Genomic DNA, 20,706 nt, shown 5'->3' with positions numbered 1-20,706 from the left:
ACGTGCGAAAGGGATATGCACTTAGGCAGGATCAAATGCTTTCCCCCTTTTCTGTGCGTTTACTTGGCCTGAGCCTGGCTTGCCTGGGACAGCTTTGAAGGTGCGCGTTTTATATGCAAAGCGTTTATTTGATCAGTAACGTCAATAATGGCGGAAAAACCTATCTTGAGTACTTGCTGCCAGCGCTAAATGCACTTCGCAATCACTACAGCTGCATTGTGCTTCAGACAAATATTGTCGGTATCAGCAAGTTTGAAGCGGAACAGTTTCTAGGCTGTCCAGTTGAAGAGGTAGGGCTGGATGATATTGGAAAACTGAAATCACAAGTAGTTATCTCGAACGATGCTTCTATCGGGAAGTTACTTGATGAATCAAATTTCACCATTTTTATTGCGCATGGCAATGTAGGGATGCCCCTCGCGGATGTTTACTACTGTTCCGGCTGGACATCCTATTGGGATGCAATTGTTTCCTCCTCCAGATCGCTTTTTGATTTGATTAAAACAGGCATGTACTACTTCAGGCGGGACAGAGTCGCCTTGCGTCTGGAGCTTGAGCCGGACCGATCGCGTACGGACCTTCGCAACACTAGCGCAGTATCCGTACTGCCAATCAAAATCCCCGAAGTGTTCAGTGCTCCCCCTGAGTTTCGGTGCATGTCCGAGGAGTATGTTGTTGGCCTTCTGCCTACCCAGATAGGTATTTGCCCGAGTGGCGCTTCTCTGTTTGAAAACATGGAAGTGGTCATTAATTCGGTGAAGTCCCAGATTCCTCATGCGAAGATTATTTTTCGACCGTATATGACGGATTTTGAACGTCCCTATGTAAAAGAGCTGTGTGAGCAACTTGCCCAGTATCCATGGGTTTCAATTGACGATACTAAAGGCAGCAGTAAAGACTTCTATCGGATATGTGACACGATCATCACTGATGCCTCCAGTGGTGGCGTGTCCTTTATGCTGAATACGTGCAAGCTGCCCATTTATTATGTTCCAGTGGGTCACGATAGCAGTCCAATCGTCAAAGCCTGGCTGGAACAAATGGAGGGCTTGTTGCCGATCGCTAAAAATGGCGATGAGCTTAAGGATATGGTGCTTGGATTTAAACTGCTTACCTCAGAGCAAAAGTACTCCATTTATAAGAAGTTCTACGACTCAGAGTATGGCGGGCTTCATCATCCGGATGAGGTGTTTCTTGAATTGGTTGAAAACCGACATGAGTCCCGTTTTCGTTACTGTGTGATCGACTCTTTTGGGGGCGCTCACGACAATTTCATCAGCAATCCTGAAAGAGCGCTGCAATGATCGTGAGTAACTTCCAGACTCCCAGTGTTGATATGAATAACTCTATCGGCGAGGTCGTGTGGATTACCGGTTTGTCGGGTGCCGGTAAATCAACGCTGGCCCATGAGTTTGTTGCCAGGCTTAGAAAGGATGGTCATCCGGTTGTCATGCTGGATGGCGATGAACTGCGTGATGTGTTTGGCGCAAGTGCGGCCAATGCGCAAAACCATGGGCGTGAAGGGCGGTTGGCGTTGGCCATGCAATACGCTCATTTATGCAGGGTCATAGCGGCGCAGGGGTTCACGGTGGTGATCGCCACGATTTCGCTGTTCCGCGAAGTTCATGCGTGGAACCGTGCCCACCTGCCTGGTTATTTCGAAATCTTTTTGAAGGTGCCGGTGGAGGAACTTCGCCGTCGGGATCCCAAGGGTATCTATCGCCGGTTCGATGCGGGCGAGTTGCACAACGTCGCGGGGCTCGATTTGTCGATTGATGAACCGGGCGCGGCGGACTGGGTGGTGGAGTTCGACCCCCACCGCCCCCTATCTATGTTGACTGATGACTTACTGCACCATTTTTATAAAAGGAAATTGGTATGAAAACGGAATGGGATTACACCACATTGGCTGACGCTTACTTGAAGCGTCCTGACTACGCCGATGCTGCGATCGATGCGATGCTTTCGATTGCAGGCGCCGAGAAAGGCGACAAGTTCTGCGACGTTGGAGCCGGGGTTGCGCACCTGACCTTAATGTTGGCTGCGCGAGGCCTGGACGTTGTTGCGGTGGAACCTAATGATGCGATGCGCGCGAATGGCATCAAGCGTACCTCGGACCTGACTAATGTCAGTTGGCATGAAGGGACAGGCGAAGTAACAGGGCAGCAGTCGCAAGCTTTCGACATGGTCACTTTCGGCAGTTCCTTCAATGTCTGTGACCGTGAGCAGGCTCTCAAGGAAACCGCGCGCATTCTCAAGCCGCGGGGCTGGTTCGCCTGTATGTGGAATCATCGTCATCTTGATGATCCTGTCCAGGCCCGAATTGAAGCGATCATTAAAGAACGGGTTCAGGGTTACGGCTACGGTACTCGTCGTGAAGATCAAACGGCAGTGATTGATGCCAGTGCGCTATTCGGTCCTGTTGTTCATCTTGATGCGCGTGTCATTCACGAGCAAACCATTGAAGAGTGTCTGGAGGCGTGGCGTTCTCACGCAACGCTTGAGCGTCAGGCCGGTGCGAATTTCCATGAGGTGATTAGTGCAATCGATGACTATTTGAAAGGCCTGGGGACTGCCTCGATCCAGATTCCGTACTCAACCAACATCTGGGTTGCTCAGCTGAGATAATCCTGATGGCTCTGCGATTTTCCACCAAGGCCGGTACGCTTGCCGGCCTGCAAGAGCGGCTGACTTCGGCGCGCATTGCTCCGTTGCTGTCTTTCACCGTAAGGGACTGGCAAATGGGTCGGCAAGCCTGTTTTCGCGACATTCAGGGACGCTTGGAAGCCGGCCCCTGGATCGTGCGCTCCAGTTGTCTGCGCGAAGACGGCGTACAAGCATCCGGTGCGGGGGCGTTTCTCTCTGTACTTGACGTTAATGAAGCAGGGTTGGAATCGGCGGTTGAACAGGTCATCGCCAGTTATGGCGATGCCAACCAGGCAGACGAAGTTCTGATTCAACCGATGTTGAATAATGTCGTTCGGTCCGGCGTTGCCTTCTCCCACGACCCGAATACCTGTGCGCCCTATCGGGTGGTGAACTGGACGGAGGGCCGTGACACCGCCTCTGTCACTGGCGGTCTGGGTGGCCGGCTTTGGCAGCAGGCGGCCCGCAGCAAAGTGCCGCCACCGCCAGATATGCTGCCCGTCATGACCTTGCTCGAAGAGTTGCTGGCGTTGTTCGAGGGGGTACCGGTCGACTGTGAGTTCGCTGTCACGCGGGAGACTGAAGGCGAGGTGTTGTGGTTATTGCAAGCCCGACCACTGATTTTGCCAGCACACCCGGAATCCGAAGCAACTCAAGCCGAACGACTGGAAAATATTCAGTGCAAGGTGGCGCGGGGCATGCGACCGCACCCGTTCCTGATCGGCCAGCGTACCGTTTATGGCGTGATGCCTGACTGGAACCCGGCCGAGATTATCGGTATCCGTCCCAAACCATTGGCGCTTTCGCTTTACCGGGATTTGGTTACTGACTCGATCTGGGCCTATCAGCGCCATAATTACGGCTACCGCAACTTGCGCAGCTTTCCGCTGATGCCGCATTTTTTCGGGCTGCCGTACATCGATGTTCGATTGTCTTTCAACTCGTTCATCCCGGCAGATCTGGATGAGGGGTTGGCGGGGCGTCTGGTCGATCACTATATCGATCGGCTGCTGTCCGAGCCGACGCTGCACGACAAAGTGGAGTTCGAGATTGTGTTCTCGTGCTACACACTGGATTTGTCGCAGCGACTGGAGCGCCTGGCCAGTGCCGGTTTCCTGGAGCATGAGCTGGAGGCCATCAGCAGCAGTTTGCGCAAGTTGACCAACCGCATCGTCCATCCCAAGGATGGCTTGTGGCGCGCTGATGCCAACAAACTCGATACGCTGAATGCGCGACGTGAGGCGTTGCTGGCCTCCAACGCCGACCCTCTGGAACGGATTTACTGGCTGTTGGAGGACGCCAAACGCTACGGGACCCTGCCATTCGCCGGTCTGGCCCGCGCCGGCTTCGTCGCGGTGCAGATGCTCAAATCCCTGATGACGGTGGGCGTGCTCTCGCAGGCTGACTACGATTGTTTCATGGGTGGGGTGTCGACTGTCAGCGGCCAGTTGGCACGTGATCGCGCGACATTGGACAAGGCGACGTTCCTCGCGCGCTATGGCCACTTGCGCCCGGGCACCTACGACATCCTTTCGCCGCGCTACGATGAAGCGCCGGAACTTTACTTTGACTGGACTCAGCGCCCGTCCGTCCCGGAGCCCGTACAACCGTTTTCGCTCACCCTTCCACAAATGCGTGAAATCGTGAAGCAACTGGAGTCACACGGCTTGCAGCCCGACCCCGTCGGCTTGCTGGACTTCATGCAAGCAGGAATCGAACTGCGCGAGCTGGCCAAGTTCCACTTCACCCGCAATCTCTCGGATGCCCTGGCATTGATCGCGCAAGTGGGGGCGCAGCACGGCATCAGCCGTGAAGACATGGCCTATTGCGACATCAGTGTCTTCAAGGAGCTGCACGTTGCGGCAGCCAACACGAACGATGTGCTGTTGCGCAGCATTGAGCAGGGCAAGGCGCGCCACGCAGAGACACTAAAGGTATCGCTACCGCCGGTGATCACCCGGCCTGAGGATGTCTGGTCTTTCGAATGGCCGGAAACAGCCCCCAACTTTATCACCCAGAAGCAGGTGACTGCCCCCGTGGTGGGCAGTGACGACCGAGAAATACTCGCCGGCGCGATTGTCTGCATTCCCAACGCGGACCCCGGATTCGATTGGTTGTTTGCCTACCCGATTGCCGGGCTGATAACGGCTTGGGGCGGCGCGAACTCGCACATGGCGATTCGTGCAGGAGAACTTGGCTTGCCGGCAGTGATCGGTGCCGGCGAAGTTCTCTATCGGCGCTGGTCGGCGGCTCAACGCTTGCACCTGGACTGTCCGGGGCGCTGCGTGGAGATGCTGGCATGAAAGTCGTTGCCCTCAGCCAGCGTGTGGACGTATTTCCCGAGCGTGGTGAAAGCCGCGATGCAATAGACCAGCGTCTGATCAGCTTTCTACTGGATGCCGGCTTTTTGCCGGTGCCGGTACCCAACGGGTTGTGTCTGCAAACCGCTGACGGACGGCTGACTCAGGACGCCCTGCATGACTGGCTGCACACGGTATCGCCACAAGCCATTGTGCTTTCGGGGGGAAATGATATCGGCCAGTGTCCGGCGCGCGACCTGACTGAAGGCCGATTGCTCGCCCATGCACAATCCCTCCGCCTACCCGTACTTGGAATTTGCCGGGGCATGCAGATGATTGCGCACTGGTCGGGCGGCGAGCTGAAACCGGTGAACGGTCATGTGCGAACCCGGCATGAGCTGTCAGGAAAAATCGTTGCCGAGGTGAACAGTTATCACGGTTTTTCGCTTGCCGCTTGCCCGGAAGGTTTTGAGGTGCTGGCGTGCAGTGGGGATGGGGAAATCGAAGCCATCCGGCACCGCAACCTCCCTTGGGAGGGCTGGATGTGGCACCCGGAGCGAGAGGACGTCTGGGCTGCGCACGACGTTCATCGACTGAAGCAGTTGTTCGGTTAATAAAGACATTTCATGAGGTAGGACTGTTGTGAAAGCCATTATTCTGGCTGCCGGACGTGGCAGCCGCATGAAAAGTCTCACGGATGAACGTCCGAAATGCATGGTCGAATTGCGTGGCAAGACACTGCTGGAGTGGCAACTTTTGGCGCTGCGCGGTGCAGGCATCAGCGAGATAGCCATCGTGACCGGCTACAAGCGCGAGGTGTTGGCAGACCAAGGGCTGATCGAGTTCCATAATCCTCGCTGGGCGCACACCAACATGGTCTCGTCATTGGCGTGTGCTGAAGCCTGGTTGCAGGACGCTCCGTGCATCGTGAGTTATTCCGACATTTTTTATAGCCCCGCAGCAGTCCAGTCGTTAATGACATGCAAGGCTTCCCTGGCCGTCACCTATGACCCCAACTGGCTGGCACTCTGGACGCAGCGCTTTGGTGATCCGTTACTGGATGCCGAAACGTTCCGCCTTGACTCTGCCGGCACCTTGACCGAAATCGGCAACAAACCGACATCAGTCGATGATGTTCAGGGTCAATACATGGGGCTTCTACGCTTCACGCCTGAGGGATGGGCAGAGGTCGTCCGGCTTCGCCAGGCCTTGACCCCGGAACAGAGTGACAAGGTGCATATGACGAACACGCTGCAACACGTCATTGACGCGGGGCGGGTCCCGATACACGCCGTTGCATACACTGGAGAGTGGGGAGAGGTGGACTCTTCAGAGGATCTTTTTGTGTATCAATAATTGGGGGTTCAGGATCTGAGTTCTTGCCCCTTGAAAGATAGTCAGTCTGCTTGAAGGGAATCGGAACCATGTCTCGTTCTACCACTGCAAACCGTTGGTTAGCCGTACCTGCCACAGCCATGATGATGTCCATCGTTTCATCACTGGCCACCGCATCCACCCCTGCAAACTTCCCTGACGCAAATGCCAGCGACCCCGCGAAACTAGGATGGATGGTCGGCGCGCCACCGCCGGCCGATCGCACCGTGCGCTTTGAAGATGGCAGTTATTTCCAGTTCCCGGCAATGCGCTGGAGTGTCTCCAATTTCCGCCAGCTCATGCCGACGATCAATGTTTCACGGGGTCTGGGTGCACCGATTCCGTTGGAATCGGCGTTGCGTAAAGACATCGACGCGATCACCTTCACACCGCTCGGCGCGAAGGCGTCGATGACTTGGGATCAATCGCTGGCAGCGACTTACACCGACGGGATTGTGGTGATGCACCGCGGCAAGGTGGTGTACGAGCGATACCTCGGTGTACTGAAACCGGAAGGGCAGCACGCGGCGATGTCGGTGACTAAATCTGTGATCGGCACGTTGGGAGCGATGTTGGTCGCGGAAGGGAAAATCGATGCGAACAAGCCTGTCGCCGATTACGTCCCCGAATTGACCGCCTCCGCCTTTGGCAGCGCCACGGTGCGCCAGGTCCTCGATATGACCACTGCGCTCCGGTACAGCGAAGACTACGCCGACCCGAATGCCGAGGTCTGGGCGCATGCAAAAGCCGGAAGCCCACTGCCCAAGCCGAAGGACTACACCGGCCCGAGAAGTTACTACGAGTTTTTGCAGACGGTTCAGCTGCAAGGTGAGCATGGAAAGGCGTTCGGTTATAAGACCGTCAATACCGATGTCTTGGGTTGGATTATCGCCCGAGCCACCGGCCACAACGTTGCGCAGTTGTTGTCCGAACGTATCTGGAGTCGGCTGGGTAACGAGCAGGATGCTTATTTCACCGTGGACTCCATCGGCACGCCGTTTGCCGGCGGCGGCTTGAATACCGGCCTGCGTGATTTGGCGCGATTCGGTGAAATGCTGCGCAATGAAGGTCGGTTCAATGGTCAACAGATCGTACCGAAAGCGGTGGTGGACGATATCCGTCGTGGCGGCGACAAACAGGTTTTTGCCAAGGCCGGGTATGACTTGCTGAAAGGCTGGAGTTACCGGTCGATGTGGTGGGTGACGAACAAAGAAGGCGGGGCGTTCATGGCGCGCGGCGTTCATGGACAGCGCATCTATGTCGATCCGCAGGCCGAGATGGTGATTGTTCGCTACGCCTCGCACCCTGTTGCCAGCAATTCGGCTAATGATCCTGTTACGTTGCCTGCTTTTGATGCGTTGGCAAACTATCTGTCCAGGCTGCCTTGAGTGACTATTGATGAAGAAGGAATGCCCATGATCACCACCACAACCCACGCCATCGAAGGCCGCCAAATCACCGCTTACCTCGACATCGTCAGCGCCGAGTCGGTGCAGGGTGTCAACGTTATCCGCGACATGTTCGCCGGGATGCGGGATTTTTTCGGCGGGCGCTCTCAAACATTGGAGCGTGCATTGAAGGAGGCCCGGATTCAGGCCACCGACGAGATCAAGGAACGGGCGCGGGCGCTGCAGGCTGACGCAGTGGTGGGGCTCGATTATGAGATCAGCATGCCGGCCGGCAAGGGCGGAATGGTGGTGGTATTTGTGACCGGGACGGCGGTCAAACTGAGGTGATTCAGGTAGCGGTTTATGTGTTTGTTTTGTAGGAAACCGTGCAGGCCATTCGTCGGGTGTTGGGAAATCTGAATTACAAGTCCGGTAATGACCGGCTAGTCTCGAAAGCTTGGTGGTCGATATGTTTCAGGCAAAAGGGCTTGCCGGTATCGATCCCGCTTTTGAAAGGGGCGAAAAGATGGCTGATCCGTATATCGAAGACGACGGTGCTGAATTTCCAATCAACAATAGCGTGCGGTGTGGCCAGACAGACTATGTGGTGGCTTACGGTGACGATCAGGTCAAGCTTGGCAAAATGAAATCCCAGGTGCCCCAAGGGCCGAAGGCGAAATTTTTACCCAAGGTTGCGGCCCCCGTCAGGAAGTAATCCATCATCCCCAGACCCCGTCATTGAGCGGGGTTTTTTATGCCTGAAACCTTTTTTTCGGCGTGTGTTTTTCGGCCAGGGTTTTCACAAAGTTTTCACAAGGCCTTACGTAGTCTCAACTCATCCGTTAGAAAGCAACACCTGGCCCGTCTCCCCAGCGGGCTTTTTTTTGCCTGTCATAAAACCTTTTCCATAAAAGCTGTCCAACCGTCGCCGATGGTGAGGTTGGGTCTGTGTGTCTGGACTTTCTCGCTGCTAAAGCATTCAATCTCGACCCTTTTTGATTTCCCCCTATTTTTTGAGGTTCTTGTCATGCGTTTAACACTGCCCGCTCTGGTTCTGGGGCTTTTGGTTGCTCAAGGTGCAATGGCTGCTGGCGACGGCACTGCCGCACTGGGTGGCGGTCTGGGTGGCGCGCTGGGTAATGTGGTCGGCCAAAGCATGGGCGGCAGCACTGGCGCTGCGATTGGTGCAGGTGTCGCGGGCGCCGCCGGCAGTGCTGTTGCAGCACGCAAAGGCAGCCGCACCAAAGCGGCCATCGGCGGCGGCGTGGGTGCTGCGGGCGGCTCGATAATCGGCAACAGCCTGGGCGGCAAGACCGGTTCGACCATCGGCGCAGGCCTGGGCGGTGCTTTGGGCGGCGGCGTGGGCAGCAACCTGGCCAAGGGCCACAAGCGCCACTGATCCTGATCGATCCGCTCAAAAAGCCCGGCTTGATGCCGGGCTTTTTGTATCTGGCTGTTTCTCTTTCGCAGCTTTTGCATCTTTAGCGGTCCAACCGTCATCGCTGACCGGATTCAGTGGGGGCAGGTGCTAGACTCCGCCCATCCGCAGCGCGTTCTTTTCCCCCGATGCGGAATTAGAGGTTCATATCATGCGTTTGACATTGTCCACGTTGTTTCTGGGACTTTTGGTTGCTCAAGGTGCGATGGCTGCCGGTGATGGCACCGCTGCTGTTGGCGGTGGTATTGGCGGTGCGCTGGGTAATGTGGTCGGCCAAAGCATGGGCGGCAGCACCGGTGCCGCGATTGGCGCAGGTGTGGGCGGCGCGGCCGGCAGCGCTGTTGGCGCGCCTAAAGGCAGTCGCACTGAAGCAGCGATCGGTGGTGGTTTGGGCTCGGCGGGCGGCTCGGTGATCGGTAACAGCCTTGGCGGCAAGACCGGTTCAACCATTGGCGCAGGTCTCGGCGGCGCAGCGGGTGGTGCGGTGGGCAACAACCTCGGCACCGACAGCGGCAGCTCCCATTCCGGCAACGGGTACAAACACAAGCATAAGCACAAGAACAAACACCACTGATTCCACGATCAGTGACAGCAAAACCCGGCCTGGTGCCGGGTTTTTTATTTTCGGGAGCGTGACATCGGAACGTTTGACCCCGCCTCGAACCTCATGCACACCTGAATGTTATTGAGGCATGCCATGACTCCCGAAACCGAAGGCAAGGAAGAAACAGGCCCAAGTGGACATCCGTTCATCAACGACCCTGGCAACGAAGATCCTGAGATGATGACGTGCGGCGCACTGATGTTGAGGCTGACGCTGACGATCCGGATATTGCGGGGGGAATGATTGCGTGGGCGAGCCGAGTTGATACATGTATTGCCGGGTAGCCGCTTGTCGTTTGAGCGGCTATTCATGAGCCAGGTATGTCGAGTACGGCAAACTCAAATATCGCGACCTTTAAATATGTATAAGTAATCTGTAGGTCCTGACATTTTTTCGAGAAATCCTGCTGCTATATAGTTTTGAAAATCAGCCTTCAAAACATTTTTGTCTGTGTACTTTTTATATTGTTGAGGCAGCTCGCAAGCAAACAAGTAAAGACGCCAGACATCGAAGCCATCTATTCTCCCATCTGTCCCGTAATCAAAATCTATGCATGCCTCAGGCAGATAAATCGCACAGCCAACTCCGTGCAGCTCGTATGTAATGTCTCCAACAATTGTTCCGCATCGCTCGATTTCATTGGTTCGCCATAACCCAAGAATGCAGCGCGTGCCAAATTTTTCTTCCAGCAAAGCAGTAGCTTTTTCTACTTTGGCAAGAAAATCAAAAATCAATTGTTCTAAATCCAAGATTCTTTCACTCATCGTCTACGAGGCTCCAGTCTGTCATGTCCTACGTTGTTGGCTGACTCTAAGACTTCATCAATGTTGTTGAGGTAGCCCCTGTGACCCTTGATGTCTTTCACTAGCTTTATTATTACGTCAGTTGATGTCTGCCTTGCGGCAGAGGCGCGATGGTGCCCGTCAAGTATATAAAGCTCCCCGTCATGTTCAGCTACATCGATAGGGTATGTAGTGTCAAAACCACTGTCGCGCATATCTTTTGCCAGATTTTCTACTTTTTTAGTCGAGCCTTTACCTGAAATGGCGTGCGTTCTGTTCAAGTTTTTTGGGTCGACCCCATAGGCCACAGTGGGTAGATCGGGTTCACTAATAATAACCGCGACCTTACCCGCCGGATCCTCAACCCCCTCAACCGACCCGCACCCACCCATCCCCGGACAATCACTCAACCCCAACGGATCAACCCACCCCGTGGGGCTCAACACATACCGATACCCATTCAATCCACCCGCCAATCCGACCGGGTCCGGCGTCAGATACCGCCCCACATCCGGTTGGTAATACCGATGCCGGTTGTAGTGCAAACCTGTTTCCGGGTCGAAGTACTGGCCCTGAAACCGCAGCGGCTGGTCGAGGATCTGGTGGGTGTCGCGGTTGAGGCGGGTGAGGCGGCCGTAAGCGGTGTATTGGGCGGACCAGACGATTTCGCCGCTGTAATCGGTGAGTTCTTGCGGTGTGCCGAGGTGGTCGAGTTGGTAGTAGAACGGGCAGGCGTTGCGCGGGCCTTTGCCGTCGAGCATGGCCAACGGGCGAAAACTGCCGGGTTCGTAGACGTAGCTGCGGTAGTGCTCGCGACTGCTTTCGGCGACGAGGTTGTCGCCCTGCCAAAAAAACTCGGTGGTGTTGCCATCGACGTTTTTGCTAATGCGGCGGCCGAAGGCATCGTAGCGGTAGGTTGCCAGGCTGCCGTTGGGCAAGGTGACGCCGATCAGGCGATGCTGGCAGTCGTAACGGTATTCGGTGACCAGTTTTTGTGCAGTGCCGCGGCGTTCGCGGATCAGGTTGCCGAAGGCGTCGTAATCGTAGTGGCGGTCGCCTTGCATCAGCAGGCGATTGCCTTTGACCGCGGCCGGGCCGGGGCGGTCCTGCATCAGCAGATTGCCGGTCGGGTCGTGGGCGAAGTTTTCCGGTTGGTGATCCCGGGAGTGGCGGACGCGGATCAGGCGATCGAGCGAATCGTAAAGGTAGCTGCGCTGGCCGTGGCGCGTGTCAGCAATGTGGTCGAGGTTGCCGTTGGCGCTGTAGGCATAGTCGCGACGATACAGCGGTTGCAGGTTTTGGCGGACAGCGTGGGCGTTCAGTCGACCTTGATTGTCATACTGATAATCGCTGAGCAGCAGGCCTTGTTGACGGTTCTGTTCGCGGCCGGCGAAAAAGGTGTGAGCGGTCAGTCGGGCGCCATTGAGGTCAATGGCCGTCAGCGCGCCGCCCTTGGCATGGTGGTAATCGAGTTTGCTGTTGTCGGGCAGGCGCAAGTGGTTGAGGTGGCCACAGGCATCGTAGCCATAACGCAATGTGCCCCAGCCTTGGTGTTCGGTGACTAGCCGACCCAGCTTGTCGTACTCGAACTCCAGCGGGTGATCGTGACTGTCATCGACGCTGACCAGTCGGCCAAGGCTGTCGTATCGGTACTCGACATTGACACCGTCGGGCAGCGTCTTGACCAGCAGCCGTCCCGCCGAATCCCGTTGATAGCCCGTGACCCATTGCGATCCGTCGTCGCCGAACTCGGTTTTTTTCAGCAGCTGTCCATTGAGGTCGTAGGCATACGCGGTGCGTTGGCCATCGAATCCGGTTTCCTGTCGGATCAATCCATTGAGCGTGTAGTCCAGCAGATATTTCCCGCCGGACTCATTCTCGATTTCGGTCAGCAACAACCGTGCGTTGTCGTACCGATAAAGCAGTTGTGTGCCATCGGGATTGATCCGGCGGCTGACCAGATGCAGATCATCGGCATATTCAAAGCGCGTGGTGCGACCCAGTTCATCCCGTTCGGCGGTGACCTTGCCGTAGGCGTTGTAGCTGAAGGCGCGACTGGCACCTGTAGGAAGCGTCGTCTGAACCAGTCGTCCAACGGCATCCCATGAGTAGCGTGTGACGGCACCGTGTTCGTCCTGACGGGTAACCTGCCGGCCCAACGCATCGTAGGAAAAGCGCCGCTGACCGCCACCCGGCAAGGTCTCTTCGATCAGTTGACCCAAGGCATTCCGCACGAAGACATGCCGACTGTTGTCCGGAAAGCGGATCGACAGCAGCAGGCCTTTTTCGTCGTGGTAGTAGTGGGTGACATGCCCCTCGGGATCGGTCGCCTCGATGACCTCACCCTGAGCATTGCGCTGATACTTCCAAACGGCGTTTCCGCGATACCGCGCATGCAGGAAACCATTGCGGTACTCGTAGGACGTTGGCTCACCTTCGGGTGGAATCAGGGCAATCAGCCGTCCGACATCGTCATAGCGGTAGTGGGTAATTGCCCCGAGCGGATTCCTTTCGGCAATCAGCCGCCCCTGGCCGTCATAGACATTGAGGTGTTCCGCCCCGTCGGGTTCGACCCTCCGCACCAGGCGTGCTCGGTCGTCGTGCTGGTAAAACGCTTCGCTGCCATCAACGTTTTTAACCTGCACGCCGCCGTTGTCATCCCAGACATAGCGCGTGTCCATCTGCGAAAACGACGCCCAATGTCGGACGCATCGCGCAGACTTGCCGGACCTTTCCCACTCCCAAAAGAAGCTCGCGCCACCGGCCAATTGCCGCTGCAGGATGACGTGCTGGTCGTCATAGTCGTAGCGTTCGCTTTCGCCGGCGGCGTTGGTCGCTTCGATCAAGCGATGACAGGCGTCGTAGCGGTAGGTCACCAATGTCTGTTCAGTGCGCCAGGCATCTTCCAGGGTGTCGGCGGGATGAAAGCGCTGATACTCGACGGCGGCGAGGTGTCGGCGGTCGTAGCGCAATCGCAGCGAGCGTCCGGCACCGTTGTCGAGGCGCATGACTCTGTCGGCGTTGTCCCGTTGCACTGTCAGACGGTTGCCATAGGCATCGCTGATTGCTGTCAATCGACCTGTACGAAAGTGGTAAAAACGTGTCGCTTCGCCTGCCATTGCGAGGATCAGTTCCTCCGGCTCATCCCCCAGGAAAATCGCCGCCCGCGACAGGCTGTTATGAATGCTCGGGCGTTCAACCTTGGGCAAAGGGAAGGTCGTGCGACGGTTTTCGTGGTCGATCCAGCTAACCTGATCGCCGTCGATTTCCAGCCGATGTGCAAGGGCATGACTCCAGCCAAATCCGAGCCCGCAGTCGATTCCGACAGCACTGGTGCGATACACGCGGATGAACTCGAACGGCAATCGCCCATCCAGCGAACCATCGATCAGTGTCAGCAGTTCTTCGCCGGTGACCATCGATACCGGGCAGCCGTTGGTTGTGGTTCTATCCGCTGAATCGACGTTGTCTCCGTTTGGGTTTCGCGCGGGAGCGGGGGCGTCATCGCGATGTTCCTGGCGGCTCAGGCGGGTCTTGGCTTCGGACTTGTCACGGGCAAGGGCGACCGGGTTGTTCACCTGTACGATCGGTGATTCACCGGTGGTGATGTGCAACGGAGTGGCCGGCGCGGGTTTGAGTGGCACGCTCCGCGCGTTGACCATCAGCGGTTTGAGGGCGCGGGCGTGGCTGGTCAGATCAAATCTGTTCGGAAGATCGGCCAGGCGCAAACTCGCGGCAGTCAGCCATTGTCGGGCTCGCTCGGACTTGATCTTGCCCAGCACCTTGGTACTGATGCCGAGTTTCAGGCCTGTAGGACCTGTGAGGCGCACCAGCAGGAAAGCGATGAGTATTTCTGTACGAATTTCCGCGACCACTTCGGCGATGTACTGCGGCGGCAACATCCGCAGCCAACTGGTGAAAGCCGCGAGATGAATGAACATCAGCGGCTCATCACTCAACACCAGCATCACATTGGCGATGGCTTCGGCCGAAGCGTTAAGCAGTGTCTCGAGCTCAACCTCGGTCAGGTATTCAAGAAGCTTTTCACTGTTGGCCTGCAGGTCCGCGATCAGGGCGTAGATCTGCTTTACGTCATCCCACAAGCCGTGCAGCGACTTCTCGAATCCGCGCCAGTCGGCCCGTTGCAGCATGCCGTAGCGTTCAGCGAAACCGGCCTCGGAAAACCCCGCCCATAAAGGCTGGAATTCACTCGTCCACTCGTTGCGCAACCAGCCTTCAAGCTCATCGATCACGCTTAGATAGGAGGCATGAAGTGCTTTGACGTGAGCGGTGGAAACATTGGGAAAGAATGTGATGCGGTAACGATGACCGCGCCAACACTCAGGAATTTCGAGGATGCCGCTGGGGCCGATGGTGTGATGCACCGGTTCGCCAAAGGTAATCTCGCCGTTGCTCTCTTCAATGATCGGTTCGAGCATCACCGGCGTATCACCAATGGGCACAAAGCGAGTCGCGTCGAACATATGCACGAGGGTCAACGGACCGCTGGCCGGGCATGTGGCGATCGTCGAACTGACGGGGGCGGTGGAATCCCTCGGTGTGCTCAAACGAACGTCGTTGCCGACCTTGAACACTTGCTCGACATCCAGCGCCCATCCTGTCCAGAAATTTTCCGCCCAGGCCTCGTAGTCGTTGAGGCTCAGGCGAAAATCGCCGAGCAGTGCTTCAACGTCCGGTTGCTCGGGGTTCATGGCTGCCACCACCAACAGGCCGATGGCGTTGTTCAAGGCCAGGACCTTGTCAGGGTTGAACATTCGCAGTCCCTCGCGCGGATAAATTGGGGTCGCGAGACTTTGCGGGGGATCAACGAGGAAAGAAGTCGGGAAAGGAGGTGTTTGGTGTAGGGCGAATCGCTAAATCATGCTCAGCGATTCGGCGAAGGTTTTGTCACCGTCGGGAGATTGCCCGTTGCTCTCTGCCGGCCGCGCTCGCTATGCTGCTGAACCCTTTAATCAAATCCCGGAATCAGCTATGCCTGAGCCGACCGGGGTGTCATTAAAAACGGATCAGATGCGATGAATGCACCGCTGAAAGAGTTCGGCCCGATCAAAGCCGTGATTTTCGACATGGACGGCTTGCTGCTGGACACCGAGGGCATTTACACCGAAGTCACGTCGATGATCGCCGAGCGATATGGCCGGACTTTCGACTGGAGCGTCAAACAGAACATCATCGGTCGTGGCGCGGGTGACCTTGCGCGTTATGTGGTTGAAGCGCTGGATCTGCCGATTACCGCCGAGGAGTTCCTGGTGATCCGCGAGCCGCTGATGCGCGAGCGTTTTCCCACCGCGCTGGCGATGCCCGGTGCCGAAGAGCTGGTGCGGCACTTGAAGGCCAACAACATTCCGATCGCGGTGGGCACCAGTTCGTCGCGTCTGTCGTTCGGCCAGAAAACCACGTTGCACCGTGACTGGTTTGCGCTGTTCGACTTCGTCGTGACAGCCGATGATCCGGAAGTCGGCGCGGCCAAACCGGCGCCGGACATCTTCCTCACCGCAGCGCGCCGCCTGGGCGTGGCGCCCGGGGATTGCCTGGTGTTCGAAGATTCGCCGTTCGGCGTGACTGCGGCGAAAGCGGCGGGGATGACGGCGATTGCGATTCCCGACGCCGCGATGGCCGACGAAAAATACGCACACGCCGATGGCATTCTTCGTACGCTGAAAGCGTTCAAGCCGAGTGAGTGCGGTTTGCCGGCGCTTGAGTGGGCTTAATGCACAAATGTAGGAGCGAGCGGTGCGGCGATCCGACTTGCCCGCGAAGGCGTTGTGTCAGTCAACATTAGTTCCGACTGAAACTACGCCTTCGCGGGCAAGCCTCGCTCCTACATTTATTTTGCGTTTTGAATGACTCGAATCAGGCGCCGAAACCACCGTCGATGGTCAGGCTGGCACCGGTGATGTACCCGGCTTCCGGGCCTGCCAGGTAGGCGACGAAGCTGGCGATTTCTTCAGCTTTACCATAACGACCCACAGCCATCAGCGGGATCAGGCTTTCGGCGAAGTCGCCGCTGGCCGGGTTCATGTCGGTGTCGACCGGGCCCGGTTGCACGTTATTGATGGTGATGCCCCGTGGCCCAAGGTCGCGTGCCAGGCCTTTGGTCAGACCGACCAGCGCCGCTTTGCTCATGGCGTACGGGCCACCGCCGGCGAAGGGCATGCGGTCGGCGTTGGTGCTGCCGATGTTGATGATGCGACCGCCTTCGGTCATGTGTTTCGCGGCGGCCTGGGTGGCGATGAACACGCTGCGTACGTTGATCGCCAATGTCTGGTCGAAGTCTTCGAGTTTGAAATCTTCCAGCGGGGCAACGGCCAGCACGCCAGCGTTGTTGACCAGGATGTCCAGGCGACCGAAGGCTTTGACGGTGGCGCTCACCGCATCGCGAATCGCCTCGGCGTCGGCACTGTCAGCCTTGATGGCCAGCGCTTTGCCGCCGTTGGCGGTGAGGCTGTTTTGCAGTTCTTCGGCCTTGGCCGTGGAGCTTACGTAGGTGAAGGCAACAGTCGCGCCTTCAGCGGCCAGGCGTTTGACGATGGCAGCGCCGATGCCGCGGGACCCGCCTTGAATCAAAGCCACTTTGCCGCTGAGGTTCTGAGTAGTCATGTCGATCTCCAAAGTCGCCGTGGCGAGATGCCGCGGTTGATGGAGCCTAGTATTGATTCAGGATTACAGGCTGTGTAGACGGTAATTGCGATAGTCTGTGTAAACCAGAAGTTTATAGTGGTGCTTATGGAAACCTTCAGCAGTATCGAATGCTTCGTGCGAAGCGCTGAAGTCGGCAGCTTTGCCGAGGCTGCGCGACGACTGAGCCTGACTCCGGCGGCGGTGGGCAAGAGTGTGGCAAAACTTGAGGCGCGGCTCGGTGTGCGGCTGTTTCAGCGCAGCACCCGTAGCCTGACGCTGACCGAGGCCGGCCATCTGTTTCTCGGCGAAGTCAGCTCCAGCCTGCACACGATCCAGAATGCCGTGGCCAATCTCGCGAGCGCCGAAGGGCGGCCGGCGGGAACGCTGAAAGTCAGCATGGGTACGGTGTTCGGGCGGTTGTATGTGGTGCCGTTGCTGGGCGAGTTTCTGAGGCGATTTCCGGCAATCAATCCGGACTGGCATTTTGATAACCGTCAGGTCGATCTGATTGCACAAGGGTTCGATGCCGCGATTGGCGGTGGATTCGAGCTGCCGCAGGGCGTGGTCGCGCGCAAGCTGACGCCGGCGCATCGGGTGTTGGTGGCGTCAGCCGAATATCTGGCGGGGCGTGAAGTGGTTGTTGAACCGGATGATCTCAAGCATCACGACGGAATTCTGATTCGGTCGCCGCAGACGGGGCGAGTGCGGTCCTGGCAATTGACCAGCCGCACTCAGCAACACAGCCCTTTGACGCTAAAGGCGCGGATGACCATGAGCGATTCTGAAGCGGCGTGTGCGACGGCGGTTCAGGGGTTGGGCATTGCATTGGTGAGCATGCCGTTCGCTTCGGGTTATCTGGAGGCCGGGACGTTGCAGCGGGTGTTGCCGGACTGGTACGTCGACGATGGCAACATTTCCATTTACTACGCTGAGCACAAATTGTTGCCGGGCAAGACCCGGGCGTTTGTGGATTTCATTATTGAGCAGTTTGCGGTGCAGGGGTTGGCGTCGCGGTTTAGTGCGGTTTGAGCCAGGATTGAGACCGAGTCGGCCCTTTCGCGGGCAAGCCTCGCTCCTACAGGGAGCACACGTATTCTGTAGGAGCGAGGCTTGCCCGCGAAAAACGATAACGCGGTCTACCGGCCAAACCGCCCCGGCCAACCAATGATGTGTTTCGGCCGAGGCGTCGCATACGTCCTTACCTTCGACGTCGACAACCCCAGTCGCACCAGCGACTCGGCAATCGTCACCGCCGCCGTCACGCCATCTACGACCGGCACGCCAGTGCGCTGACGAATCTGCTCGTCCAGCCCGGCCATCCCGCCGCATCCGAGGCAAATCACCTCAGCCTTGTCCTCCAGTACCGCCAATTCTGCCTGACGAACAATCGCCTCGAGCGCCCGTTGTGGATCGGATTCCAGTTCCAGCACCGCCAGGCCACTGGCCCGCACGGATGCGCAACGGTCCCACAACCCTGAGAGTTTCAGCCGATCCTCAATCAATGGCACGGTACGGTCCAGCGTGGTGACCACCGAATAGGCATGACCGAGGAACATCGCCGTGCTGGCGGCAGCGTCGGTGATGTCCACCACCGGTACGTTGAGCAGTTCCTGCAACCCTTCGCGACCGTGCTCGCCGTAACCGGCCTGGATCACCGCATCGAAGGGTTGATCGTAGGACATCACTCGATCCATCACGGCGATGGCAGCCAGGTAGCTTTCGAAATTGCCTTCGATGGAGTCGGCGCCGAAGTGCGGTGTCAGGCCGATGATTTCGGTGCCAGGCGCGGCCACGGCTTGAGCCGAACGGGCGATGGCCTGGGTAATGGATTCGGTGGTGTTGACGTTGACCACGAGAATTCGCATGGAAAGTCCTTATAGCGGGGTGGTTCTGCGGCCCGACGGTGCCGGGCCGTCATGGGGTTAATGGCTGACGTTATCGACCGCGATGGCTTCGCCGCTGACATCCGCGTAGTGCGGCTGCCGTTTGGCGATGATCAGATAGAGCATCCCGGCGATCCCGGCACCTATCAGCCAGGAGAACGGCGATACGAGATGGAAACCCGGCACCAGCGCCAGGACGATGGCAATCAGCGCCGCAGGAATGAACACCGCGACCGCACGTAAATTGACGCCACGGCTGTAGTAATAAGCGCCGTCGGGGTCTTCGCTGTACAACTGCGGCACGTTGATCTGACCTTTTCGTACAAGCCAATAGTCGACCATGATCACCCCGTACAACGGGCCGAGCAGGGCGCCGAGGCCGGACAGGAAATACACGATCACCAACGGGCTGTTGTAGAGGTTCCACGGCAGGATCAGCACGGCGATGGTCGCGCTGATCAGCCCGGCGCGGCGGAAGGTCAGGTATTTCGGTGCCAGGTTGCTCAGCACGAAGGCCGGGGCGACGAAGTTGGCCATGATGTTCACCGCCACGGTGACGATGAGGAAGGCCAGGCAACCGAGGACCAGGAAGAAAGTATTGGGGATCGACGCGATGATTTCCGTCGGGCTTTCGATGATCCGGCCATTGATCTGAAATTGCGCACCGCAGAGCAGGACAGTGATGGCGGCGAATACCAGAATGTTCACCGGCAGGCCCCAGAAATTTCCGACCTTGATCGTCTTGCGGCACGGCGAAGAGCGGGCGAAGTCGCAGAAGTTGAGGATCAGCGTGCCGTAGATCGCCAGCCACAACGCGCCACCGGCGAAGATGTTGCGCCACATCTCGCCGCCAGTGAGCGGCTCACGGATCGACCAGGCGATGGTCGCGTTGGCCTGAAAGTACATCCACGCGGCCAGGGCGGCGACGGTCAGCAGAATCACCGGACCGGCGAACGCTTCATAGCGCCGCACCATCTCCATCCCGTAGGCAAGAATCGCCAGTTGCACCAGCCAGATCGCCACGAAACACACCCAGCCCAGGCTCGACAGACCGAGGATCGAGTTGTGGTCGTAGTCGGCGAATCCCGGATGCACCGCCGTCAGCAGCACGCGAAACACCACCGAGGCGAGGTACGTCTGAATGCCGAACCAGGCGATGGCGATTACGGCGCGGATCAATGCAGGAATTTGCGCCCCATGGATACCGAAACTGATCCGGCTGATGACCGGAAACGGCACACCGGTTTTCTGGCCCATGTAGCCGGAGAGGTTCATGAAGCAATACACCAGCGCCGCACCGATCCCGAGCGACAACAGAATCTGCCAGCCGCCCAGGCCTAACGCATACAGTCCGATGGCGAAGGAGTAGTTGGCGATGTTGTGAACGTCGTTGGTCCACAGGGCAAAAATGCTGTAACGGCCCCATCGCCGGCCTTCGGCCTTAGTCGGCGCCAGGTCTTTATTGTGCAGGCGCGGGCTGAGCACCACGGGGTCTTGAAACGTTTGAACGGGGGAAGAGGAGGGCAGATCCAGCGCGATGTTGTTATTGGAGAGGCTAGTACGCATTCCGGCAGGCTCCGAGCTTGGCGTCGCGATGACTGTGCATGAGCGTGGGCTCGACAAATCTTCGTCGCGGACAACAAGCATCA

19 protein-coding genes are annotated in these 20,706 nt (G+C 57.6%); 14 read left to right on the top strand and 5 right to left on the bottom strand.

Annotated features, from left to right (window positions below; genetic code table 11):
• The first annotated feature begins 113 nt into the window (after positions 1 to 113).
• The 12 genes from ACYZUC_RS10960 to ACYZUC_RS10905 all read left to right on the top strand — a co-directional run bounded on the left by ACYZUC_RS10960 (position 114) and on the right by ACYZUC_RS10905 (position 9,993).
• Positions 114 to 1,304 carry a hypothetical protein gene (locus ACYZUC_RS10960; RefSeq protein WP_461995651.1) on the top strand — a complete coding sequence of 397 codons (1,191 nt, stop codon included), beginning with the start codon at positions 114 to 116 and terminating at the stop codon, positions 1,302 to 1,304.
• On the top strand, positions 1,301 to 1,882 hold the full coding sequence (locus tag ACYZUC_RS10955) for an adenylyl-sulfate kinase (RefSeq protein WP_461995649.1): 582 nt from the start codon (positions 1,301 to 1,303) through the stop codon (positions 1,880 to 1,882). Before ACYZUC_RS10960 ends, ACYZUC_RS10955 begins: the two co-directional genes overlap by 4 nt.
• Positions 1,879 to 2,628 (top strand): class I SAM-dependent methyltransferase, encoded by a 750-nt coding sequence (locus ACYZUC_RS10950; protein WP_461995648.1) that lies wholly within the window; start codon positions 1,879 to 1,881, stop codon positions 2,626 to 2,628. The genes ACYZUC_RS10955 and ACYZUC_RS10950 overlap by 4 nt, the downstream gene beginning before the upstream one ends.
• Positions 2,629 to 2,633: 5 nt before the next feature.
• The gene (locus ACYZUC_RS10945) at positions 2,634 to 4,949 is read left to right on the top strand and encodes a PEP-utilizing enzyme (protein WP_461995646.1); all 2,316 of its coding nucleotides are present in this window, start codon (positions 2,634 to 2,636) and stop codon (positions 4,947 to 4,949) included.
• A complete protein-coding gene (locus ACYZUC_RS10940) occupies positions 4,946 to 5,560 on the top strand; it encodes a gamma-glutamyl-gamma-aminobutyrate hydrolase family protein (protein WP_461995644.1) in 615 nt (204 codons plus the stop codon). The genes ACYZUC_RS10945 and ACYZUC_RS10940 overlap by 4 nt, the downstream gene beginning before the upstream one ends.
• Before the next feature lie 28 nt (positions 5,561 to 5,588).
• Complete coding sequence (locus tag ACYZUC_RS10935) at positions 5,589 to 6,302, top strand: phosphocholine cytidylyltransferase family protein (RefSeq protein ID WP_461995642.1); 714 nt, start codon at positions 5,589 to 5,591, stop codon at positions 6,300 to 6,302.
• Positions 6,303 to 6,421: 119 nt separating this feature from the next.
• Positions 6,422 to 7,708 carry a serine hydrolase domain-containing protein gene (locus tag ACYZUC_RS10930; RefSeq protein WP_461996699.1) on the top strand — a complete coding sequence of 429 codons (1,287 nt, stop codon included), beginning with the start codon at positions 6,422 to 6,424 and terminating at the stop codon, positions 7,706 to 7,708.
• Positions 7,709 to 7,735: 27 nt separating this feature from the next.
• Complete coding sequence (locus ACYZUC_RS10925; protein WP_008027329.1) at positions 7,736 to 8,056, top strand: YbjQ family protein; 321 nt, start codon at positions 7,736 to 7,738, stop codon at positions 8,054 to 8,056.
• A 178-nt stretch (positions 8,057 to 8,234) separates the two neighbouring features.
• The gene (locus ACYZUC_RS10920) at positions 8,235 to 8,423 is read left to right on the top strand and encodes a hypothetical protein (RefSeq protein ID WP_032828671.1); all 189 of its coding nucleotides are present in this window, start codon (positions 8,235 to 8,237) and stop codon (positions 8,421 to 8,423) included.
• 312 nt (positions 8,424 to 8,735) lie between these two features.
• Complete coding sequence (locus tag ACYZUC_RS10915; protein WP_461995640.1) at positions 8,736 to 9,107, top strand: bacteriocin; 372 nt, start codon at positions 8,736 to 8,738, stop codon at positions 9,105 to 9,107.
• 190 nt (positions 9,108 to 9,297) lie between these two features.
• Entirely contained in the window at positions 9,298 to 9,720 is a 423-nt protein-coding gene (locus ACYZUC_RS10910) for a glycine zipper domain-containing protein (protein WP_461995639.1), read from the top strand.
• Positions 9,721 to 9,843: 123 nt separating this feature from the next.
• Positions 9,844 to 9,993 carry a hypothetical protein gene (locus tag ACYZUC_RS10905; protein WP_461995637.1) on the top strand — a complete coding sequence of 50 codons (150 nt, stop codon included), beginning with the start codon at positions 9,844 to 9,846 and terminating at the stop codon, positions 9,991 to 9,993.
• 95 nt (positions 9,994 to 10,088) lie between these two features.
• Here the strand turns inward: ACYZUC_RS10905 and ACYZUC_RS10900 are convergent, their stop codons facing one another.
• Complete coding sequence (locus tag ACYZUC_RS10900) at positions 10,089 to 10,514, bottom strand: DUF6896 domain-containing protein (protein WP_461995635.1); 426 nt, start codon at positions 10,512 to 10,514, stop codon at positions 10,089 to 10,091.
• Entirely contained in the window at positions 10,511 to 15,307 is a 4,797-nt protein-coding gene (locus ACYZUC_RS10895) for an RHS repeat-associated core domain-containing protein (protein ID WP_461995634.1), read from the bottom strand. Before ACYZUC_RS10895 ends, ACYZUC_RS10900 begins: the two co-directional genes overlap by 4 nt.
• A gap of 261 nt (positions 15,308 to 15,568) precedes the next feature.
• Between ACYZUC_RS10895 and ACYZUC_RS10890 the strand changes: the two genes are divergently transcribed.
• Positions 15,569 to 16,264 carry an HAD-IA family hydrolase gene (locus ACYZUC_RS10890; RefSeq protein WP_461995632.1) on the top strand — a complete coding sequence of 232 codons (696 nt, stop codon included), beginning with the start codon at positions 15,569 to 15,571 and terminating at the stop codon, positions 16,262 to 16,264.
• Positions 16,265 to 16,406: 142 nt separating this feature from the next.
• Here the strand turns inward: ACYZUC_RS10890 and ACYZUC_RS10885 are convergent, their stop codons facing one another.
• Entirely contained in the window at positions 16,407 to 17,153 is a 747-nt protein-coding gene (locus ACYZUC_RS10885) for a 3-oxoacyl-ACP reductase family protein (protein WP_008042294.1), read from the bottom strand.
• A gap of 126 nt (positions 17,154 to 17,279) precedes the next feature.
• Here ACYZUC_RS10885 and ACYZUC_RS10880 point away from each other — a divergent pair, with 126 nt between their 5' ends.
• On the top strand, positions 17,280 to 18,203 hold the full coding sequence (locus tag ACYZUC_RS10880; RefSeq protein WP_461995630.1) for a LysR family transcriptional regulator: 924 nt from the start codon (positions 17,280 to 17,282) through the stop codon (positions 18,201 to 18,203).
• A gap of 107 nt (positions 18,204 to 18,310) precedes the next feature.
• Here ACYZUC_RS10880 and ACYZUC_RS10875 read toward each other — a convergent pair whose 3' ends face one another.
• Together ACYZUC_RS10875 and ACYZUC_RS10870 are read right to left on the bottom strand one after the other, a co-directional pair.
• Complete coding sequence (locus tag ACYZUC_RS10875) at positions 18,311 to 19,039, bottom strand: aspartate/glutamate racemase family protein (protein WP_008027338.1); 729 nt, start codon at positions 19,037 to 19,039, stop codon at positions 18,311 to 18,313.
• Positions 19,040 to 19,096: 57 nt separating this feature from the next.
• Positions 19,097 to 20,623: an NCS1 family nucleobase:cation symporter-1 gene (locus ACYZUC_RS10870; RefSeq protein WP_461995629.1), complete on the bottom strand. Its 1,527-nt coding sequence runs from the start codon at positions 20,621 to 20,623 to the stop codon at positions 19,097 to 19,099.
• Positions 20,624 to 20,706 lie beyond the last annotated feature (83 nt).

The sequence above is a fragment of the Pseudomonas sp. GT1P32 genome (assembly GCF_054897805.1).
This window is presented reverse-complemented; position numbering and strand designations above follow the sequence as displayed.